This window comes from Parasphingorhabdus sp. JC815 (genome assembly GCF_040717415.1).
Taxonomy (GTDB): Bacteria; Pseudomonadota; Alphaproteobacteria; order Sphingomonadales; family Sphingomonadaceae; genus Parasphingorhabdus.
This window is the reverse complement of record NZ_JBFEFM010000001.1, coordinates 853,075-868,101: the sequence shown is the minus strand read 5'-3', so window position 1 is coordinate 868,101 and position 15,027 is coordinate 853,075. Positions and strand designations below refer to the sequence as shown.

The window sequence follows — 15,027 nt, the reverse complement described above, 5'->3', positions numbered from 1 at the left end:
CCCTGTTCACTCGGCCTTGGCTCGGGCAAAGCGGACCAGAAGGATCGTGAGCACCGGCACGATCGTCCACATCGCGATCGGAATCAGCGCCAATCCCGTTACTGGCTCGTGCGGCATCAACTCGCTGTAGCGCCAGCTCAGGAAACTGTTTGCCGGAAGCGATGTGGCGATCATTTCGACGGCGATTGCGACGACAAGCCCGAAGCCGAAATAGATCGCATAGGGTAGTTTGTCTGACTGCCAGGGCCACGCATGCCCGCCGCGCAATGCTGCAAGGCTGTAAGCTGTCAGCAGGATCACGCCATCGCCCAGGCTTGCGATGCCGCAGCGAATGGTCTGCTCATAAGTCTCGAGATTGCCCGGCTTGAAAAACGGCATCTGGAAAATCTCCCAGACGAACGCGATCAGGCTCCCGCAAACAAAGATCAGCCAATGGGTTCTGGTCATGCTTCGGATACGCCGGAATGATGTGCGCAAGGAAATAGCGGCGGGCCGGAGTTCCACGTCCTGCATAACACCTTTGCTGCCCCAAAGCCTGGATCAGTCACGGTCTTCGCGGCTCTCGGTTTTGGCCATGCGAGCAGCGCGTTCGAGAAATTTCCGCATGTCACCTGCTGCCAGTTCGGTAAGCGGATGCCGGCTCGCATCGGGACGCGGTTCGATCATGTCCGCACGTTTCCTGATCTGTTCGATCTGTTCGTCGCTCGCCCCGGACAAGAGGCCGAGAACTATGTTCTCGAGAGTTATGAGGCGAATGCGCATTTGCACCAGCTCGGCATGATCGGGCTCCGGAACATCCCAGCTGCCGTCCTCATTGACCGTGCTCACGACTGCTTCTCCGACGGCTCTGCTGGCACCATGATACTCCCCATTCGTCGTTATCGGCTTCTCTCAAAAAGGTGGCCGAAAAACAGCACCGCTGCAACCGGCCGTGCTTCGGCCCACCAGCCCCACCGCTGCTGCGGATTGTTTGAGGGGAAGAGATGTCGGCTGCGTAAAAAAGATGAATGCACACAGCATCCACCGCAAGACCGACTAAAGGAAATCGACCATGAAACGGACAGTTCTAGCTTTCGCGCTCGCCACCGGCCTGGCAGCCACCCCGGCAATGGCCCAGCAACAGCATGACCACGGAGATCAAGCGGCGGCGCAGCAGCAGTCACACGCTGGCCATATGATGCAGGATTCCGACGCTATGGCGGCCCATCGTGAAAAGATGGCAGAAATGCGCGCGCTGATGCAGCAGGCCCACGCGGCGGGCGATCCTGCCGAACGCCAAAGGCTGATGGCCGAACATCGTGCAAAAATGCAGGAGCACATGGCGGGCATGATGCAGGGCGGCAATGCCGATATGATGGCGGCCTGTCACCAGCGCATGATGATGATGCACGACATGATGGAGCAGATGGCGGCTCACGAGAACATGGCGCAAGACGATTAGGAGATGGTGGCCGAGCTTTCGCTTTGTGACTGAGGCTGGCCACCCTCACGAAGGAGCGGTGCAAGGCAGGAGACCCAAACATCTCGTGAGTAAAATTTGAACCGTCACGCGCCGACGTTCGCCGCGCTGCATCACCGCAAGAGATGAAGGTTCGCAGAGCAGTGCCGACGCAATAGGTCGCACGACCGTCATCAAAACCGGAGCCCGTAGAGAATGAAACCAATCCAATTCATGGCTATTGTGGCCGCCAGCCTACTCTGGATAAGTTCGGTCCAGGCCCATCCCGGCGAAGAACATGGCGAAGCGGCCAGTGCGACCGTGTCGGAATCGGCGTCAGTAGACAATCAGGCAGCGGAGGGGCATGATCATACCTCTGGCGCCCATGACGAGACAGGAGGACACGTTGCAGGTGAAGGCGACAGGGGCGTGGTCGGCGTGCTCAAGGCGCTGCATCCTGCCACCGTACACTTTCCGATCGCGTTGTTTTTAATGGCAGCTCTCACTGAGCTAGTCATCATCGCACGGAAGGGCACGGGCCTCGAGCCGGCAGTGCGCGTACTTGTCTATGGCGGTGCCGCCGGGGCGGTCGTCTCAGCTATATTCGGTTGGATCCATACCGGTCTCTGGTTCGGCGGGGATGCGGCAATGCAGGTTCATCGCTGGAACGGAATGCTGATCGCCGTCCTCGGTCTGGCGATGGCCTATCTGGCGAGCCGTGCTCTCGCGAACCGGACCCCGCTTCGCGCCGCAATCTTTGCCATGGCCGCTCTCGTGTTGGTTCAGGGATTTCTGGGTGGCGAACTTGCGCACGGTGCCAATCATCTTGGTATCTCCTGGCTTTGAAGGATAGAATGATGCGCAGATCGAATCGGAACGGGTTTGTTGCCCCCCTTGCTGCGGCGGCACTGGGGCTAGGGCTCGCTGCATGTGATCAGACGCAGGACACTTCATCAGAAGCTGAAGCCTTGCCACTGTATACGGCCCCGCCGACCGAGAGCACAGGTCCTGGCGAAGGCGAAAGAGACAACGCTGCCTCTCCCGCTGGAGAGGCCAACACGAACCGGTCGGATGAAGCTGTGACTGCCGGTAGGCAACCAGACCGACCGGCGAGCACTCCGGTAGTAGCGCCGTCACCTGCGGCCACTCCCCCGCCGATGAATGCGAAGCCTAGCGACACACCCGATCCGCATGCGGGCCACAATATGCCGTCCATGCCAGACCATGACATGTCCTCGCTGTACGATCGGGCGGATGGTTCATGACCTGGCGTTTCGCCTTCTGATCGGCCCGAAAACGGCCGACGCTCCTTTCACCTGTCACTACGAATAACATGTCATCGTTTGCCAAAGGCGCTTTATCTCATCTGTCCGATTCTGGGGGTATTGATGGGGGTATTTGCAAGGTGATTCAAAAAGTTGATTAGGTAAATCAGCATGTTATACGCTCCCTATATTTCCCTCCTCCGCTACCAACTTATCTCTGAAGAACTATGGCCTACATAGAGTTGGCCGGTTATCGTTCAGACTAATCATGTACATTGGACCATGCGCCCATTGATCCCAGATATATATCTATATTCTCGAATCCTTTTGACGCTAACCAACCTGCTGCAACGGTTGCGCGCTTGCCGCTTGCACACATCAGAGTGTAAGAATGATTTTTATCAAGTTCTGACCATTTTTCATGCAAGTGACCAACGTAAATATGTTTTGATTGAGGAATATTCTTTGTTTGCACTTCATCGATTGCCCGCACGTCTAGCAATGTCCAGTCAGCATCATTTGATTTCAATCGGGCTTCAACGGTTTCTGTTCCAATCATCGGGATAGAGGAAAAATCATGCCCCTGTGCAACAGCTTCCACTACGCCAATATATCCGCCCAGAATATTGTCCAATCCTATGCGGGTCAGATGTTCGACCGCAGTTTGCAAATCATTCTCATCAGTTGCCACCAAGGCGATTTTTTCACCTTCTTTAATGAACCAACCCGCGAATGCAGGAATCATCCCGGCGGGTATCGAGATTGAACCAGGAAAATGCCCAGATGCAAAAGCGTTGGGTTCCCTGATATCCACCAGATGGTCTGGTTTCAGCGATTTCAATTGATCCAGGGATAGAAGTTTTGGAAACATTATACGCGGAGCTTCATCACCACCTATAAGATTTAATCTCTCCATCAATTTGAAATATGGGGGAACATAATGTTCCTCATCGGTTTTGAAACGGATAAATGCTTCTTTACTCTCTATTTGCAACCTAGGATTGTTCTTACGTTCATGCCCCACTGTAGAGAACTCACGATCTGCCATACCTGAGCCACAAACCGAACCAGCTCCATGGGCAGGGTAAACGATTGTTTGATCTCCCAACTTTATAATCTTTTGAAGACTGTCATATAACAGACCGGCAACTTCTTCTGCTTTTTCAGGGTAAAAATCTGTACGTCCAACATCGCCCACAAAAAGCGCATCACCTGTAAATACGCCCACGGCTCCCTCGTCATAATCTTGGTCATAAAGCGCGTAAGCTAAATGGTCGTAAGTGTGACCCGGTGTTTCAATGACTTCAATAGTAAGACTACCGATTTCAAATTTCTCACCTTCATAGGTTGTCTGTGCGTATTGCACTTCGCCATCTGCATTGGGACCATGTAACACTTTGGCACCTGTCCAATCAGCCAATATGGGTGCACCTGAAATTAAGTCCTCATTGCGGTGCGTCTCGAAAATATGGGTTATTTCCAGACCATTTTCACGCGCTTTTTCGACATAGATTTCGCAGTCCCGCCTCGGATCAATGACAGCAGCTTTCCCCTTTGCACCGATGAGATAGGATAAATGGGCAAGTCCCGGTGTTTTGATTTTCTCTAGTAACATTGTGACATGAACCTCCAACATTACTAACTAAAATCGCTGTTTATAGTTCCCGAATGGTAAGCCCTTATAGTGGCGACTGTGTGGAGTGCCCGGCATCATACTACTCATGGCTATGCGCGTTGGATCGTTTTTATGGGCATTTGATCAGGATGTGTTGCTTTAGTATGTTGATGAACAGCCACTTGTCCTTCAGTGATTTTAAAGCCTATGCTTCACTATTTCAGTGAACCGTATATCATTCATATTAAATAGGTATCGCGATGCTTGTCATGGCCGCATGTAAAGGTGGTCAGGACTCATCGGATTCCTTTTTGATTGGCACCGGTGGGGGAACGCCATCCGCTTTTAATGAATCTTCAATTTTCGATTGCAGCACACTTACGGCTTCATCGGCGGCGGCTTCCAGTGATTTGGCATCCCCCTCAATCTGTTTCTCGATCGCGGCTTCGTTGCTGCCCGCCTGTTCTTCCGAGGAAGATTCTGCACAAGCAGTCAGGAACATCAGAGCAAGAAAAAGAGGACGCATGTGCATCGGCTATTCCTTTTCCGGCTTAGTGAAGTCGGCAGTGCTATTGGCGATGATTGACAGCACAGTGCTCCAGGCCGCAACATTTTGCCGCATCTGTTTCGGATCAATCTTGTCCAAAGTATCGTCCGGTGTGTGGTGCAGGTCAAAATAGCGGGTTCCATCCTGCTGGAGGTCGATCACTGCAAGATTGTTGCTGGCGATAATGTCACGGACATCGGCTCCGCCTGTTGCAGGAGGGCCAGATGCGCCAATACCAAGGGGTAATAGTGCTTGTGCTATCTGCTCTCGCACAGCTTTGGCTTCATCCGGAAGATTAAATTCTACGCGCCAGATATTATCTGCGCCGAAATCGGATTCCATCGCTATCGCATGTTTGTCGCCTGCATGTGCTTTAGCATAGGCTTTACCACCCCACAGACCGACTTCCTCTGCACCCGCCCATAAAATGCGGATTGTGCGTAATGGTTTGCCGTGATCCATTATCTGTTTAGCCGCTGCGGTTACGATACCGCAACCAGCCGCGTCGTCGAATGCGCCCGTCGCCAAGTCCCAGCTGTCGAGGTGGCAGGCGACTAATATCATGCCCTTGGACGGGTCACGGCCTGTCACTTCTGCGATAATGTTTCCGGATTCCTGATTTCCGATATTTTGCGGTGTTAGCACGAGCTTCATTTTTACCGGCGTATTCGTATTTCGCGCTAATTTTACCATCCGTTCCAAATTATCTGCATCCGGAAGTGACAATGCGCCCGTCGCTATTGGTTTTACGCCGTCCGGGAAATTCGTGTTACCTGCATGGGGATTGCGGTGATAATCGGTTCCGATAGACTTAATCACATAAGCCAAAGCGCCTTTTTGCGAAGCGATGGCCGGGCCAACCCAGCGGATCGGTCCAAAAGCCCCATAGCCTGATCCATCCTGTGCACGGTGCATATTGTGGGTAACAAATGCAATTTTTCCGGCAAGGCTGCCATCCGGGACTGCCTTCATCGCGGCCAGAGAAGCAAAATGAACCACTTCTGCTTCTATACCCTTGGCGCCGGTACTTGCGCTGTTTCCCAGTGCCGTGACATGAAATTTCTGAGGGAAGGGCGATGTCACCTCCGCAGTTTCCTCTCCGCGGACCCAAGTGGGCATCATGAACGGTTCGTTGCGGACATTTTGAAAGCCAAGGGATTTCAGTTTTTTAACTGACCAGTCGCGTGCCCGGGCTTCCGCCTCGGTTCCAGCTTGACGCGGTCCGACTTCAGTCGTCAGACCTTCGGTAATCTCATAAGCCAACGAATCTTTAAGTGCACTGGCCTGAATAGCTGCCGGATCATGCGAGGTCGCATAAATTGCCGAGGAAAAAAGCAGGGCCGATGCAGCGGCACCAAGCGGAGCGAGCAATTTTGATGTTTTTATCATAAGCACCTGACTAACTCGCCTTTTATCGTTTGCCAATGCTCTCTTGCGAGTAGCGGACGGAATAGCTACATAGGCGGCCAAACAAGCCTTATATCCCGTGAATGCTGAGATTGTCGGAGCATGCTTCCCGATAAGCGCCCCTCGACAGTCCCGGAACGAACGGAACAAATCTAAGAAAGTATCCAAAATGGCCGTCCAATATAGTTATGTCATGAAAGGTTTGACCAAAACTTTTCCCGGTGCTCCAAAACCGGTGCTTGATAATATTCATCTTCAGTTTTTACCCGGCACTAAAATTGCCATCATTGGTAAAAACGGTGCAGGTAAATCCACCCTGATGAAAATCATGGCCGGGCAGGATGAAGAGTTTCAGGGTGAAGCCTGGGCAGGGGAGGGGATTCGTGTTGGCTATCTCGCTCAGGAACCTGAACTGGATGAGTCAAAGACGGTTAAAGAAAATGTCATGGACGGTGTGCGTCCGGTGGCAGATCTGGTTGACCGGTTCAATGAAATCTCCAACATCATGGGCGACCCACCGGAAGATGCAGACTTTGATGCATTGATGGAAGAAATGGGCACATTGCAAGAAAAAATCGACGCTGTTGATGGCTGGACACTGGATAACCAGCTTGAAATCGCAATGGAAGCTCTGCGTTGTCCTCCTGGTGATAGCCCGGTGACTGATTTGTCCGGTGGTGAAAAGCGCCGCGTGGCACTGTGCCGTTTGCTGCTCGACAAGCCGGAAATCCTGATGCTTGACGAACCGACCAACCATCTGGATGCCGAAAGCGTTGCGTGGCTCGAAAAGCATTTGATTGATTATGCCGGTAACGTCATTCTTGTTACCCATGACCGCTATTTTCTGGACAATGTTGTGAACTGGGTGCTCGAAATTGATCGGGGCCGGGGTATCCCATTCGAAGGAAATTATTCTAACTGGCTCGATGCCAAAGCCAAGCGTATGGCTCAGGAAGAGCGCGAAGATAAGAGCCGTCAGAAAGCTATCGAGAGCGAACTTCAATGGATGCGGCAATCACCCAAGGCACGGCAAACCAAGTCCAAGGCCCGTATTAAATCCTTTGATGATCTGGTGGCTGCACAGGAAACCCGGCAGATGGGCAAGGCGCAGATTTTGATCCAGACACCCGAGCGGCTCGGTTCTAAAGTGATTGAGGCCAAGGGACTGACCAAAGCCTATGGCGATAAACTATTGTTCGAAAATCTTGATTTCTCACTTCCGCCCGGCGGCATCGTCGGGATAATCGGTGCCAACGGCGCGGGTAAAACGACGCTTTTCCGGATTATCACTGGGCAGGAAACGCCGGATAGTGGTACGCTGGAATTGGGTGATACCGTGCAACTGGGGTATGTCGACCAGAGTCGCGATACGCTTGACCCTAATAAGAACATCTGGGAAGAAATTTCCGGCGGCCATGACTTTTTTACCTTCGGGAAAAATGAAGTTCAAACACGCGCCTACGTCGGCGCGTTTAACTTCAAAGGCGTCGATCAGCAAAAGAAAGTCGGGCAGCTATCGGGCGGTGAACGCAACCGGGTTCACATGGCGAAAATGCTCAAAGAAGGCGGCAACGTGCTTCTACTCGACGAACCGACGAACGACCTTGATGTAGAAACCCTTCGCGCGCTTGAAGATGCGCTGGAAAGCTTTGCTGGCTGTGCTGTGGTTATTTCGCATGACCGTTTCTTTCTTGACCGTCTGGCGACGCATATTCTGGCGTTTGAGGGCGATAGCCACGTGGAATGGTTTGAAGGCAACTTTGAAGCCTATGAAGAGGACAAACGCCGGAGACTGGGCGATGCCGCAGACCGGCCTACACGCGTAGCCTATAAAAAACTGACGCGGTAATATGTTTACCGCAACCTTTTAACGTATAACTGGCCTTTATCATCACGTTTTGTCTGAAAGTTCGGAACTTCTTCGAACATATCAGACAAACGTGAAAAGCCATAGTTGCGGACATCAAAGCTGGATCGGTTACCGGCAATTTTGCCGACTTCGGAGAGGCTGGCATAACCCTCGGCATCGCGTTTGCTGGCCTGATAAGCGTCGATCAATAATTTGAGCAGTTCTTCTTCGACTGCGGGGTTATGATCGTCATTCTTGCTTGCGCTATTGTCGTTATTTTTATCCGACTTTTGACTTGCCTGAGAACCATTTTTGCCCTGTCCCCGTTTATCGGCTTTGATCAGCGCATCGACGTCGATAAACCGGCTGCATGCCTGTTTGAAACCGTCTGGTGTTTTGGCACTGCCAAAACCGTAAACAGGAATACCTTCCTGACGGATACGCATGGCGAGCGGCATGAAATCGCTATCGCTCGACATGATACCAAAGCCGGTAACATTTCCGCGAAACACCAGATCCATCGCATCGATCGTCATTTTCATGTCGGTGGCATTTTTGCCTTTGGTAATGTCAAATTGCTGCTGTGGCTCAATCCCGTATTTGTGCAGAATATCGACCCAGCCTTTTAGCGCTTGCTTGCGCCAATTGCCGTAGGCACGGCGGATATTGACTATGCCAAGTTCGGCCAGTGCCGTAAGGACCGGATCAATTCCGGCATGGCTGGCATTGTCGGCATCAATTAAAAGCGCGATATTGTCATTATAGGCTTTGGGCATAGTCGGCAATTATTCTACCACACAGAATGTATCGCTTTTTTCATCCAGAACATGCAATGTGCCCTCGGCAATAGCAAACCAGGTTCCGATCAGCCTCAGCGATTTCTGGGCCTCTTTTTCCTTGATACAGGGGAAGGTACGCAAATTGGCGAGACTGGTTCTGACACCTTCATGCTCCATCGCCAGTCGGGCAGCCGGGGTGTTCAAATCGCTGTGATTAGCAGCGACCTTTTCCCGGGCGTCATCAAGCATGGTGATCCATTCTGCGATAAAACCACCTTTACCGGGGGGCATGCCTTTCATTCCTTCCGAAAGAGCAGCCGCACAACCTCCGCAGCTACCATGCCCCATAATCACAATTTCATCTACATTGAGAACCTGAACTGCAAATTCCAATGCTGACGATACACCATGCTGGCCGGGGGTAGTTTCAAATGGCGGAACCAAGGCCGCAACATTACGGACAACAAAAGTCTCGCCCGGGTTAGTATCAAAAATACGAGTCGGATCCACACGGCTGTCGCTACAGGCAATAATCATTACCTTGGGATCTTGACCTTCTTTTAGCTCTTTCCAGCGCTCTCTCTGTATTTCCCAATGTTTTTTGCGAAAACGGTGATAGCCATAAATTAAGTCTGGAAAATTTGTCATATTTCGCTCCATACCATCAACTTAAAGGGTGGCAAGAGTGGATTTCATGTCCTATCTGTGAGGGATGAATGAAATTACTAAAATCTCACCTCCTGCTGATCAGCCCTCTCAAAAGCCTGTCCGTCAACGCAAACCCGATTGGATTCGCGTAAAAGCACCTATGGGAAAAGGGTTTGAGGAAACCCGCAAATTAATGCGCGAGCATAAGCTCAACACCGTGTGTGAAGAGGCTGCATGCCCGAATATTGGTGAATGTTGGACAAAGAAACACGCCACCGTGATGATTTTGGGCGATGTTTGCACACGTGCCTGTGCTTTTTGTAACGTAAAAACCGGCATGCCGATGCCGGTTGACGCTTTGGAGCCACAGCATACGGCCGATGCTGCTGCCAAGCTGGGCCTGGAGCATATTGTTATTACCTCGGTGGACCGCGATGATTTGCCCGACGGTGGTGCAAGCCAATTTGTTAAAGTTATAGAAGCATTGCGCCGGACAACTCCCGATACGACAATTGAAATTTTGACTCCGGACTTCCGTAACAAGTCGGAAGCGGCGGTTGAAGCCATTGTCACCGCACGGCCAGATGTCTACAACCACAATCTGGAAACCGTTCCCCGGCTATATCCCAACATCCGGCCCGGTGCGCGCTATTATGCATCTCTCCGGATGCTTGAGCAGGTGAAACGGTTAGATCCTTCCATTTTCACTAAATCCGGCATTATGCTGGGCCTCAGCGAACAGCGGCTTGAGGTGCATCAGGTCATGGACGACATGCGCTCTGCCGATATAGATTTTCTGACTATGGGCCAATATTTGCAGCCTACGCCCAAGCATGTGAAAGTGGACGAATTCATCAAGCCACAGGCGTTTGATGCTTATGCTTCCATTGCGCGGGCCAAGGGTTTTCTGATGGTCGCGTCTAGCCCGCTTACGCGGTCCAGCTATCACGCTGGCGATGATTTTGCCAAAATGCGCCAAGCTCGTGAGGAAAAAATAGCACGTGCCGGCGCATAGGGAAACACGCGAATTACCTCATAGTGCTGACCAGATGTATGCGCTGGTGGCGGATGTCGGGCGCTATGAAGAATTTTTACCGTGGGTCGCGGGCACGCGCATCCGCTCTGACAGCGATACCGAAATGGTTGCCGACATGATTGTCGGGTTCAAGGGCTTACGCGAACAATTTACCTCTCGCGTAATCAAAAACCCTGAAAAACGAACGATCATGGTGGATTATCTGGATGGGCCGTTGAAGCAGCTCCATAACGAATGGATATTCCGCGAACGTGAGGGCGGTGGCAGCTATGTTGATTTTTATGTCGAATTTACATTTAAAAACCGGGTGTTTGAAAAAATCGCTGGACAGATGTTTGCAAAAGCTTTGCATAAAATGACCAGTGCTTTTGTTGATCGCGCGGATGATATTTACGGCACAAATTATTCAGACGTATCGGGGAGCAAAAGCTCTAAAGCGACGAACGCAGCTTGAAGCCGGATTTCTGCGCGGCTTTTGTCAGCACCAAAATTATAGCTATCTGCCACGACATCATCGGCACTTTTGCCTTGTTCAGCTTTGGCAAAAACAACGGTTCCTACCGGCTTATTTTCTGATCCGCCCCCCGGACCTGCTATGCCGGTAATTGCCACAGCCACATCACAGCCCGATTTTTCAAGCGCCCCTTGTGCCATGTCCCAGGCGACAGCGATTGATACTGCGCCAAATGTGTCGAGTATATCTTCACTGACATTGAGCAGATTATGCTTGGCTTCATCGGAATAGGTATTAAATCCGCAATCGAAAACGTCGCTGCTTCCGGGTATCTCCGTTAATGCCGCAGCGACCAGACCACCTGTGCAGCTCTCTGCAATGGCTATACGGCGACCGGCTTTGCGATTTGCATCAATGACTTTTTGGGCCAGCTTGACGATTTTTTCGGGCAATATGTTTTGCATATCGCTGCGCTAGCCTATTCCACAGGGGCTTTGCAAATATTGAAGGGACTATTGTTGTTTTCTTTTTTCCATTCTGGGCCAATTGCGCGAGCATAACGGTCAGCGCTGTCTAATTTGAGGCTGCCATCGCAACTATCAAGAGGAAAATGCGGCCATTTTTATATAGGCAGGCACTTCTATTTTGGCAGGAAAACCTTGCCAACTATTGTTTTTACCGCATTGAAATTGTCGCAATAGCCTGAGCCGCAATGCCTTCCTCACGGCCAGTAAAGCCCAGACGCTCGGTGGTCGTAGCCTTGATATTGACCTGATCAACCGAGATGTTCAGCATTTCTGCGATATTATGTCGTATCGCTGCGCGATGGGGTTTGATTTTCGGGACTTCGCAGATCACGGTCATATCGACATTATGTATATGACCACCTTTCTGATTGATGATTGAGGAGGCAAAGGAGACGAATTTATCGGAGGCAGCCCCGCGCCACCGGGGGTCCGAGGGCGGAAAGTGATCACCGATGTCGCCTGCGCCTGCCGCGCCCAACAAGGCGTCAGTCAAAGCATGAAGCAGCACGTCGGCATCACTGTGTCCGGCAAGGCCCTTTTCATGATCTATTTTTATGCCGCCGAGCCAAAGCTCTTCACCGGTAGAGAATCGATGGACATCAAAGCCAATTCCGGTCCGGGTCTGTTTCATCATATTGTCCGTTGTTTGGGCAAAATCCGTTGCCATTGTGTATTTTTTCAGAGCCTCATCGCCTTCCACAACCGCGACCTGATGCCCGGCAGCCTTAACAATCTGGGCATCATCGCTTGCATCATTGCCCGATCCCCATAGCGCGTGGGCTTGGACTAGTGAGTCAAAATCGAACGCCTGCGGTGTTTGCACACGCCACAAACTGTCGCGATCAATTGTCTCACCAGCATATCCGTTTGCTAGATTTATTGTTGTATCAATTGTTGGCAATACCGGAATAGCAGCGACGCTATGCGAGAGGGCAGAGATTAGTTTGTCGATCATGGCATGCGATAAAAATGGCCGGGCTGCATCGTGGATAAGTATATTTTTTGCGCCGCTTGCCGCGATAGCGGACAGGCCGTTTCTGACACTATCACGCCGCGTCGGGCCACCGATCACAATTTCATATCCGGACAAGCCTGCCAGCGCATGCTCTAAAAGTTGTTCTTGACCGGATCCGATTACAATCCACAATTTCTCAATATCGGGATGCTCTAGGAAGCTGGTGGCACTACGTCGCACCATTGGCTGTCCTTTGACCGGCGCAAATTGTTTTGGTATCGCCAGCCCCGATCTTTCGCCCTGACCTGCAGCGACGATAAGGGCATGGTTGCCTGACATAGATGAAGCAGAATCATTCATTCCCGCTGATCTAGACCAGTCCTTTCTTGCCTGCCAGCCGCTTTGACGATAAAGGCTGCTTAAATTTTAGGCATATATTATGACATTGAACCCCATCTCGATTGATAAAATCACAATTAACAGCCCGGTTCTGCTGGCGCCAATGACTGGTGTTACCGACCTGCCGTTTCGCAAACTGGTGCGCCGCTTTGGTTCCGGTCTGAATGTGACTGAAATGATTGCCAGTCAGGCGATGATACGGGAAACACGCCAGTCGTTACAGAAATGTGCGTGGGATCCTATCGAAGAACCGGTTTCGATGCAGCTTGCAGGATGTTGCCCGGATGCCATGGCAGAAGCGGCAAAACTCAATGAAGATCGCGGCGCACAGATCATTGACATTAATATGGGCTGTCCGGTTAAAAAGGTTGTAAATGGTGATGCAGGCTCTGCGTTGATGCGCGATTTGCCACTGGCCGCGTCATTGATTGAAGCGACCGTAAAAGCCGTAGATGTACCCGTGACTGTAAAAATGCGGATGGGTTGGGATCATAACAGTTTGAATGCACCGGAACTGGCACATATTGCAGAAGATCTTGGAGCCAAGATGATCACTGTGCACGGCCGGACGCGTTGCCAGATGTACAAAGGAAGTGCCGATTGGTCATATGTGAAACAGGTTAAGGAGGCCGTCTCGGTTCCGGTCATCGTTAACGGGGATATTTGCACCATCGACGACTGTGAGCAAGCCTTGGCGCAAAGCGGTGCGGATGGCCTGATGATTGGTCGCGGCGCTTATGGCAAGCCATGGCTGCTGGGGCAGGTCATGCACTGGTTTGAACATGGAAAAATATTGCCTGACCCGGATATTCAGGAACAATATGCGGTTCTGGAAGAGCATTATCGTGCGATGCTGGATCTATATGGTGAAGATATTGGCGTTAAAGTCGCGCGCAAACATATTGGTTGGTATACCAAAGGATTGCCCGGATCAGCAGATTTCCGCAATCAGGCTAATAAAGAAATGAACGCGACAAAAGTATTGGCAATGTTGCAGGATTTTTATGCGCCGTGGCTAGATAAAGCCGCTGCCTGATGACCGTCTTGCCGACGGCAGAACAGATATTTTCCGGCCTTCCGGATGCTTTGTTGATAATTGATGCAGATCATAAAATTGTCAAGGTAAACCCGGTCGCCGAGGACTTTTTCGGGCGAAGTGCAAAAAACCTTATCGACGAAAAAGTTACCAGCCAAATCCAGTTTGCTGATCAGCGTTTGGAAAGCGCACTGGTTGATAAACATGCTAATATCGCTGCCCGCTGGGTTCCGGTTTTTTTAAGAGGCCGTGCCGCAGGGCTAGTAAATGTTGATATCCGGGGCTTAGCTGCCGACCATCGCTGGCGGATTGTTTCAATAGCGCCGCTACCGGCGGATGGGCCGATCATTGAACACAGGCAATTGGAACAAGATCAGTTTTCGGTTCGCGCTCCGGAAGTATTGGGACATGAAATAAAAAACCCGTTAGCTGCTATTAGTGGGGCGGCGCAGCTGCTTGAGCGATCATTGGATGAGGCGCAAAAACTATTGACTCACATGATTAAGGGAGAGGTTGAGCGTATCGCCAAATTGCTGGACCGGATGCAAAGCCTTTCAACCAAACAGCCAAGCAAAGTCGAAGCAGCTAACGTCCATTCGCTGATAGACCATGCCAGAGAATCCATTGAAGCTGCACAACATGCGGATTTGAAAATTCATGGCCAATTTGATCCGTCATTACCCGACGTTTTGGTAGATCCTGATGCTATGATGCAGATTTTGACCAATTTACTATCCAATGCGGTAGACGCTACGAAGCATTTGGAGCATCCGGAAATCCAGGTCATTACACGCTATAGTTTTGGTGCAGCTATATCTGTCCATCACTCTGATCAGATGGTGCGTTTGCCGGTTGAAATCATTATCAGAGATAACGGGCCGGGCATTCCTACAGAGCTTGAACAGGATATTTTTTCTCCTTTTGTCTCGACAAAACCGGATGGGCAGGGGCTTGGTCTGGCGCTGGTCCGGAAACTGATCGGTGATATGAACGGGCGAATAAAATATGAGCGCTCTGACGATGATCACACGCAATTCATTTTATATTTACCGATAGCGGCACGAGGATAGTC

At 51.2% G+C, this 15,027-nt stretch carries 17 protein-coding genes; 8 read left to right on the top strand and 9 right to left on the bottom strand.

The window, feature by feature from the left end; all coding sequences use genetic code 11:
- Positions 1 to 6: 6 nt before the first annotated feature.
- On the bottom strand, positions 7 to 447 hold the full coding sequence (locus AB1K62_RS04155) for a hypothetical protein (RefSeq protein ID WP_367001481.1): 441 nt from the start codon (positions 445 to 447) through the stop codon (positions 7 to 9).
- 93 nt (positions 448 to 540) lie between these two features.
- Complete coding sequence (locus AB1K62_RS04150) at positions 541 to 828, bottom strand: hypothetical protein (RefSeq protein ID WP_090479056.1); 288 nt, start codon at positions 826 to 828, stop codon at positions 541 to 543.
- Positions 829 to 1,051: 223 nt separating this feature from the next.
- Between AB1K62_RS04150 and AB1K62_RS04145 the strand changes: the two genes are divergently transcribed.
- The 3 genes from AB1K62_RS04145 (at position 1,052) to AB1K62_RS04135 (ending at position 2,703) form a co-directional block, all read left to right on the top strand.
- Entirely contained in the window at positions 1,052 to 1,441 is a 390-nt protein-coding gene (locus AB1K62_RS04145; protein WP_245755803.1) for a hypothetical protein, read from the top strand.
- 213 nt (positions 1,442 to 1,654) lie between these two features.
- The gene (locus tag AB1K62_RS04140) at positions 1,655 to 2,284 is read left to right on the top strand and encodes a DUF2231 domain-containing protein (RefSeq protein ID WP_367001479.1); all 630 of its coding nucleotides are present in this window, start codon (positions 1,655 to 1,657) and stop codon (positions 2,282 to 2,284) included.
- 8 nt (positions 2,285 to 2,292) lie between these two features.
- The gene (locus AB1K62_RS04135) at positions 2,293 to 2,703 is read left to right on the top strand and encodes a hypothetical protein (protein ID WP_367001478.1); all 411 of its coding nucleotides are present in this window, start codon (positions 2,293 to 2,295) and stop codon (positions 2,701 to 2,703) included.
- A gap of 262 nt (positions 2,704 to 2,965) precedes the next feature.
- Here the strand turns inward: AB1K62_RS04135 and AB1K62_RS04130 are convergent, their stop codons facing one another.
- The 3 genes from AB1K62_RS04130 to AB1K62_RS04120 form a co-directional block, all read right to left on the bottom strand.
- On the bottom strand, positions 2,966 to 4,318 hold the full coding sequence (locus AB1K62_RS04130) for an MBL fold metallo-hydrolase (protein WP_367001476.1): 1,353 nt from the start codon (positions 4,316 to 4,318) through the stop codon (positions 2,966 to 2,968).
- Between the two features lie 289 nt (positions 4,319 to 4,607).
- Positions 4,608 to 4,844, bottom strand: a complete 237-nt coding sequence (locus tag AB1K62_RS04125; protein WP_367001475.1) for a hypothetical protein — start codon at positions 4,842 to 4,844, stop codon at positions 4,608 to 4,610.
- Positions 4,845 to 4,853: 9 nt separating this feature from the next.
- Complete coding sequence (locus AB1K62_RS04120) at positions 4,854 to 6,254, bottom strand: M28 family peptidase (RefSeq protein WP_367001473.1); 1,401 nt, start codon at positions 6,252 to 6,254, stop codon at positions 4,854 to 4,856.
- A 187-nt stretch (positions 6,255 to 6,441) separates the two neighbouring features.
- On the opposite strand from AB1K62_RS04120, the gene ettA reads away from it, so the two are divergent.
- Entirely contained in the window at positions 6,442 to 8,121 is a 1,680-nt protein-coding gene (gene ettA, locus AB1K62_RS04115) for an energy-dependent translational throttle protein EttA (protein WP_367001472.1), read from the top strand.
- Between the two features lie 5 nt (positions 8,122 to 8,126).
- Here the strand turns inward: ettA and AB1K62_RS04110 are convergent, their stop codons facing one another.
- Both AB1K62_RS04110 and AB1K62_RS04105 read right to left on the bottom strand, forming a co-directional pair.
- On the bottom strand, positions 8,127 to 8,897 hold the full coding sequence (locus AB1K62_RS04110) for an NYN domain-containing protein (protein ID WP_367001469.1): 771 nt from the start codon (positions 8,895 to 8,897) through the stop codon (positions 8,127 to 8,129).
- Between the two features lie 9 nt (positions 8,898 to 8,906).
- Positions 8,907 to 9,548 (bottom strand): carbonic anhydrase, encoded by a 642-nt coding sequence (locus tag AB1K62_RS04105; protein WP_367001467.1) that lies wholly within the window; start codon positions 9,546 to 9,548, stop codon positions 8,907 to 8,909.
- Between the two features lie 64 nt (positions 9,549 to 9,612).
- Here AB1K62_RS04105 and lipA point away from each other — a divergent pair, with 64 nt between their 5' ends.
- Together lipA and AB1K62_RS04095 are read left to right on the top strand one after the other, a co-directional pair.
- Positions 9,613 to 10,563, top strand: coding sequence for a lipoyl synthase (gene lipA / locus AB1K62_RS04100; protein ID WP_367001464.1), 951 nt, complete (start codon positions 9,613 to 9,615; stop codon positions 10,561 to 10,563).
- Positions 10,550 to 11,038, top strand: coding sequence for a type II toxin-antitoxin system RatA family toxin (locus AB1K62_RS04095; protein ID WP_367001462.1), 489 nt, complete (start codon positions 10,550 to 10,552; stop codon positions 11,036 to 11,038). Before lipA ends, AB1K62_RS04095 begins: the two co-directional genes overlap by 14 nt.
- Here the strand turns inward: AB1K62_RS04095 and AB1K62_RS04090 are convergent.
- The gene (locus tag AB1K62_RS04090) at positions 10,987 to 11,502 is read right to left on the bottom strand and encodes a CinA family protein (protein WP_367001461.1); all 516 of its coding nucleotides are present in this window, start codon (positions 11,500 to 11,502) and stop codon (positions 10,987 to 10,989) included. The genes AB1K62_RS04095 and AB1K62_RS04090 overlap by 52 nt on opposite strands.
- Positions 11,503 to 11,713: 211 nt before the next feature.
- Positions 11,714 to 12,859, bottom strand: a complete 1,146-nt coding sequence (locus tag AB1K62_RS04085; RefSeq protein ID WP_367001460.1) for a bifunctional 2-C-methyl-D-erythritol 4-phosphate cytidylyltransferase/2-C-methyl-D-erythritol 2,4-cyclodiphosphate synthase — start codon at positions 12,857 to 12,859, stop codon at positions 11,714 to 11,716.
- Positions 12,860 to 12,959: 100 nt separating this feature from the next.
- Here AB1K62_RS04085 and dusB point away from each other — a divergent pair, with 100 nt between their 5' ends.
- Positions 12,960 to 13,955 carry a tRNA dihydrouridine synthase DusB gene (gene dusB / locus AB1K62_RS04080; protein WP_367001458.1) on the top strand — a complete coding sequence of 332 codons (996 nt, stop codon included), beginning with the start codon at positions 12,960 to 12,962 and terminating at the stop codon, positions 13,953 to 13,955.
- Positions 13,955 to 15,025 carry an ATP-binding protein gene (locus AB1K62_RS04075; RefSeq protein ID WP_367001456.1) on the top strand — a complete coding sequence of 357 codons (1,071 nt, stop codon included), beginning with the start codon at positions 13,955 to 13,957 and terminating at the stop codon, positions 15,023 to 15,025. Before dusB ends, AB1K62_RS04075 begins: the two co-directional genes overlap by 1 nt.
- Positions 15,026 to 15,027: the final 2 nt, after the last annotated feature.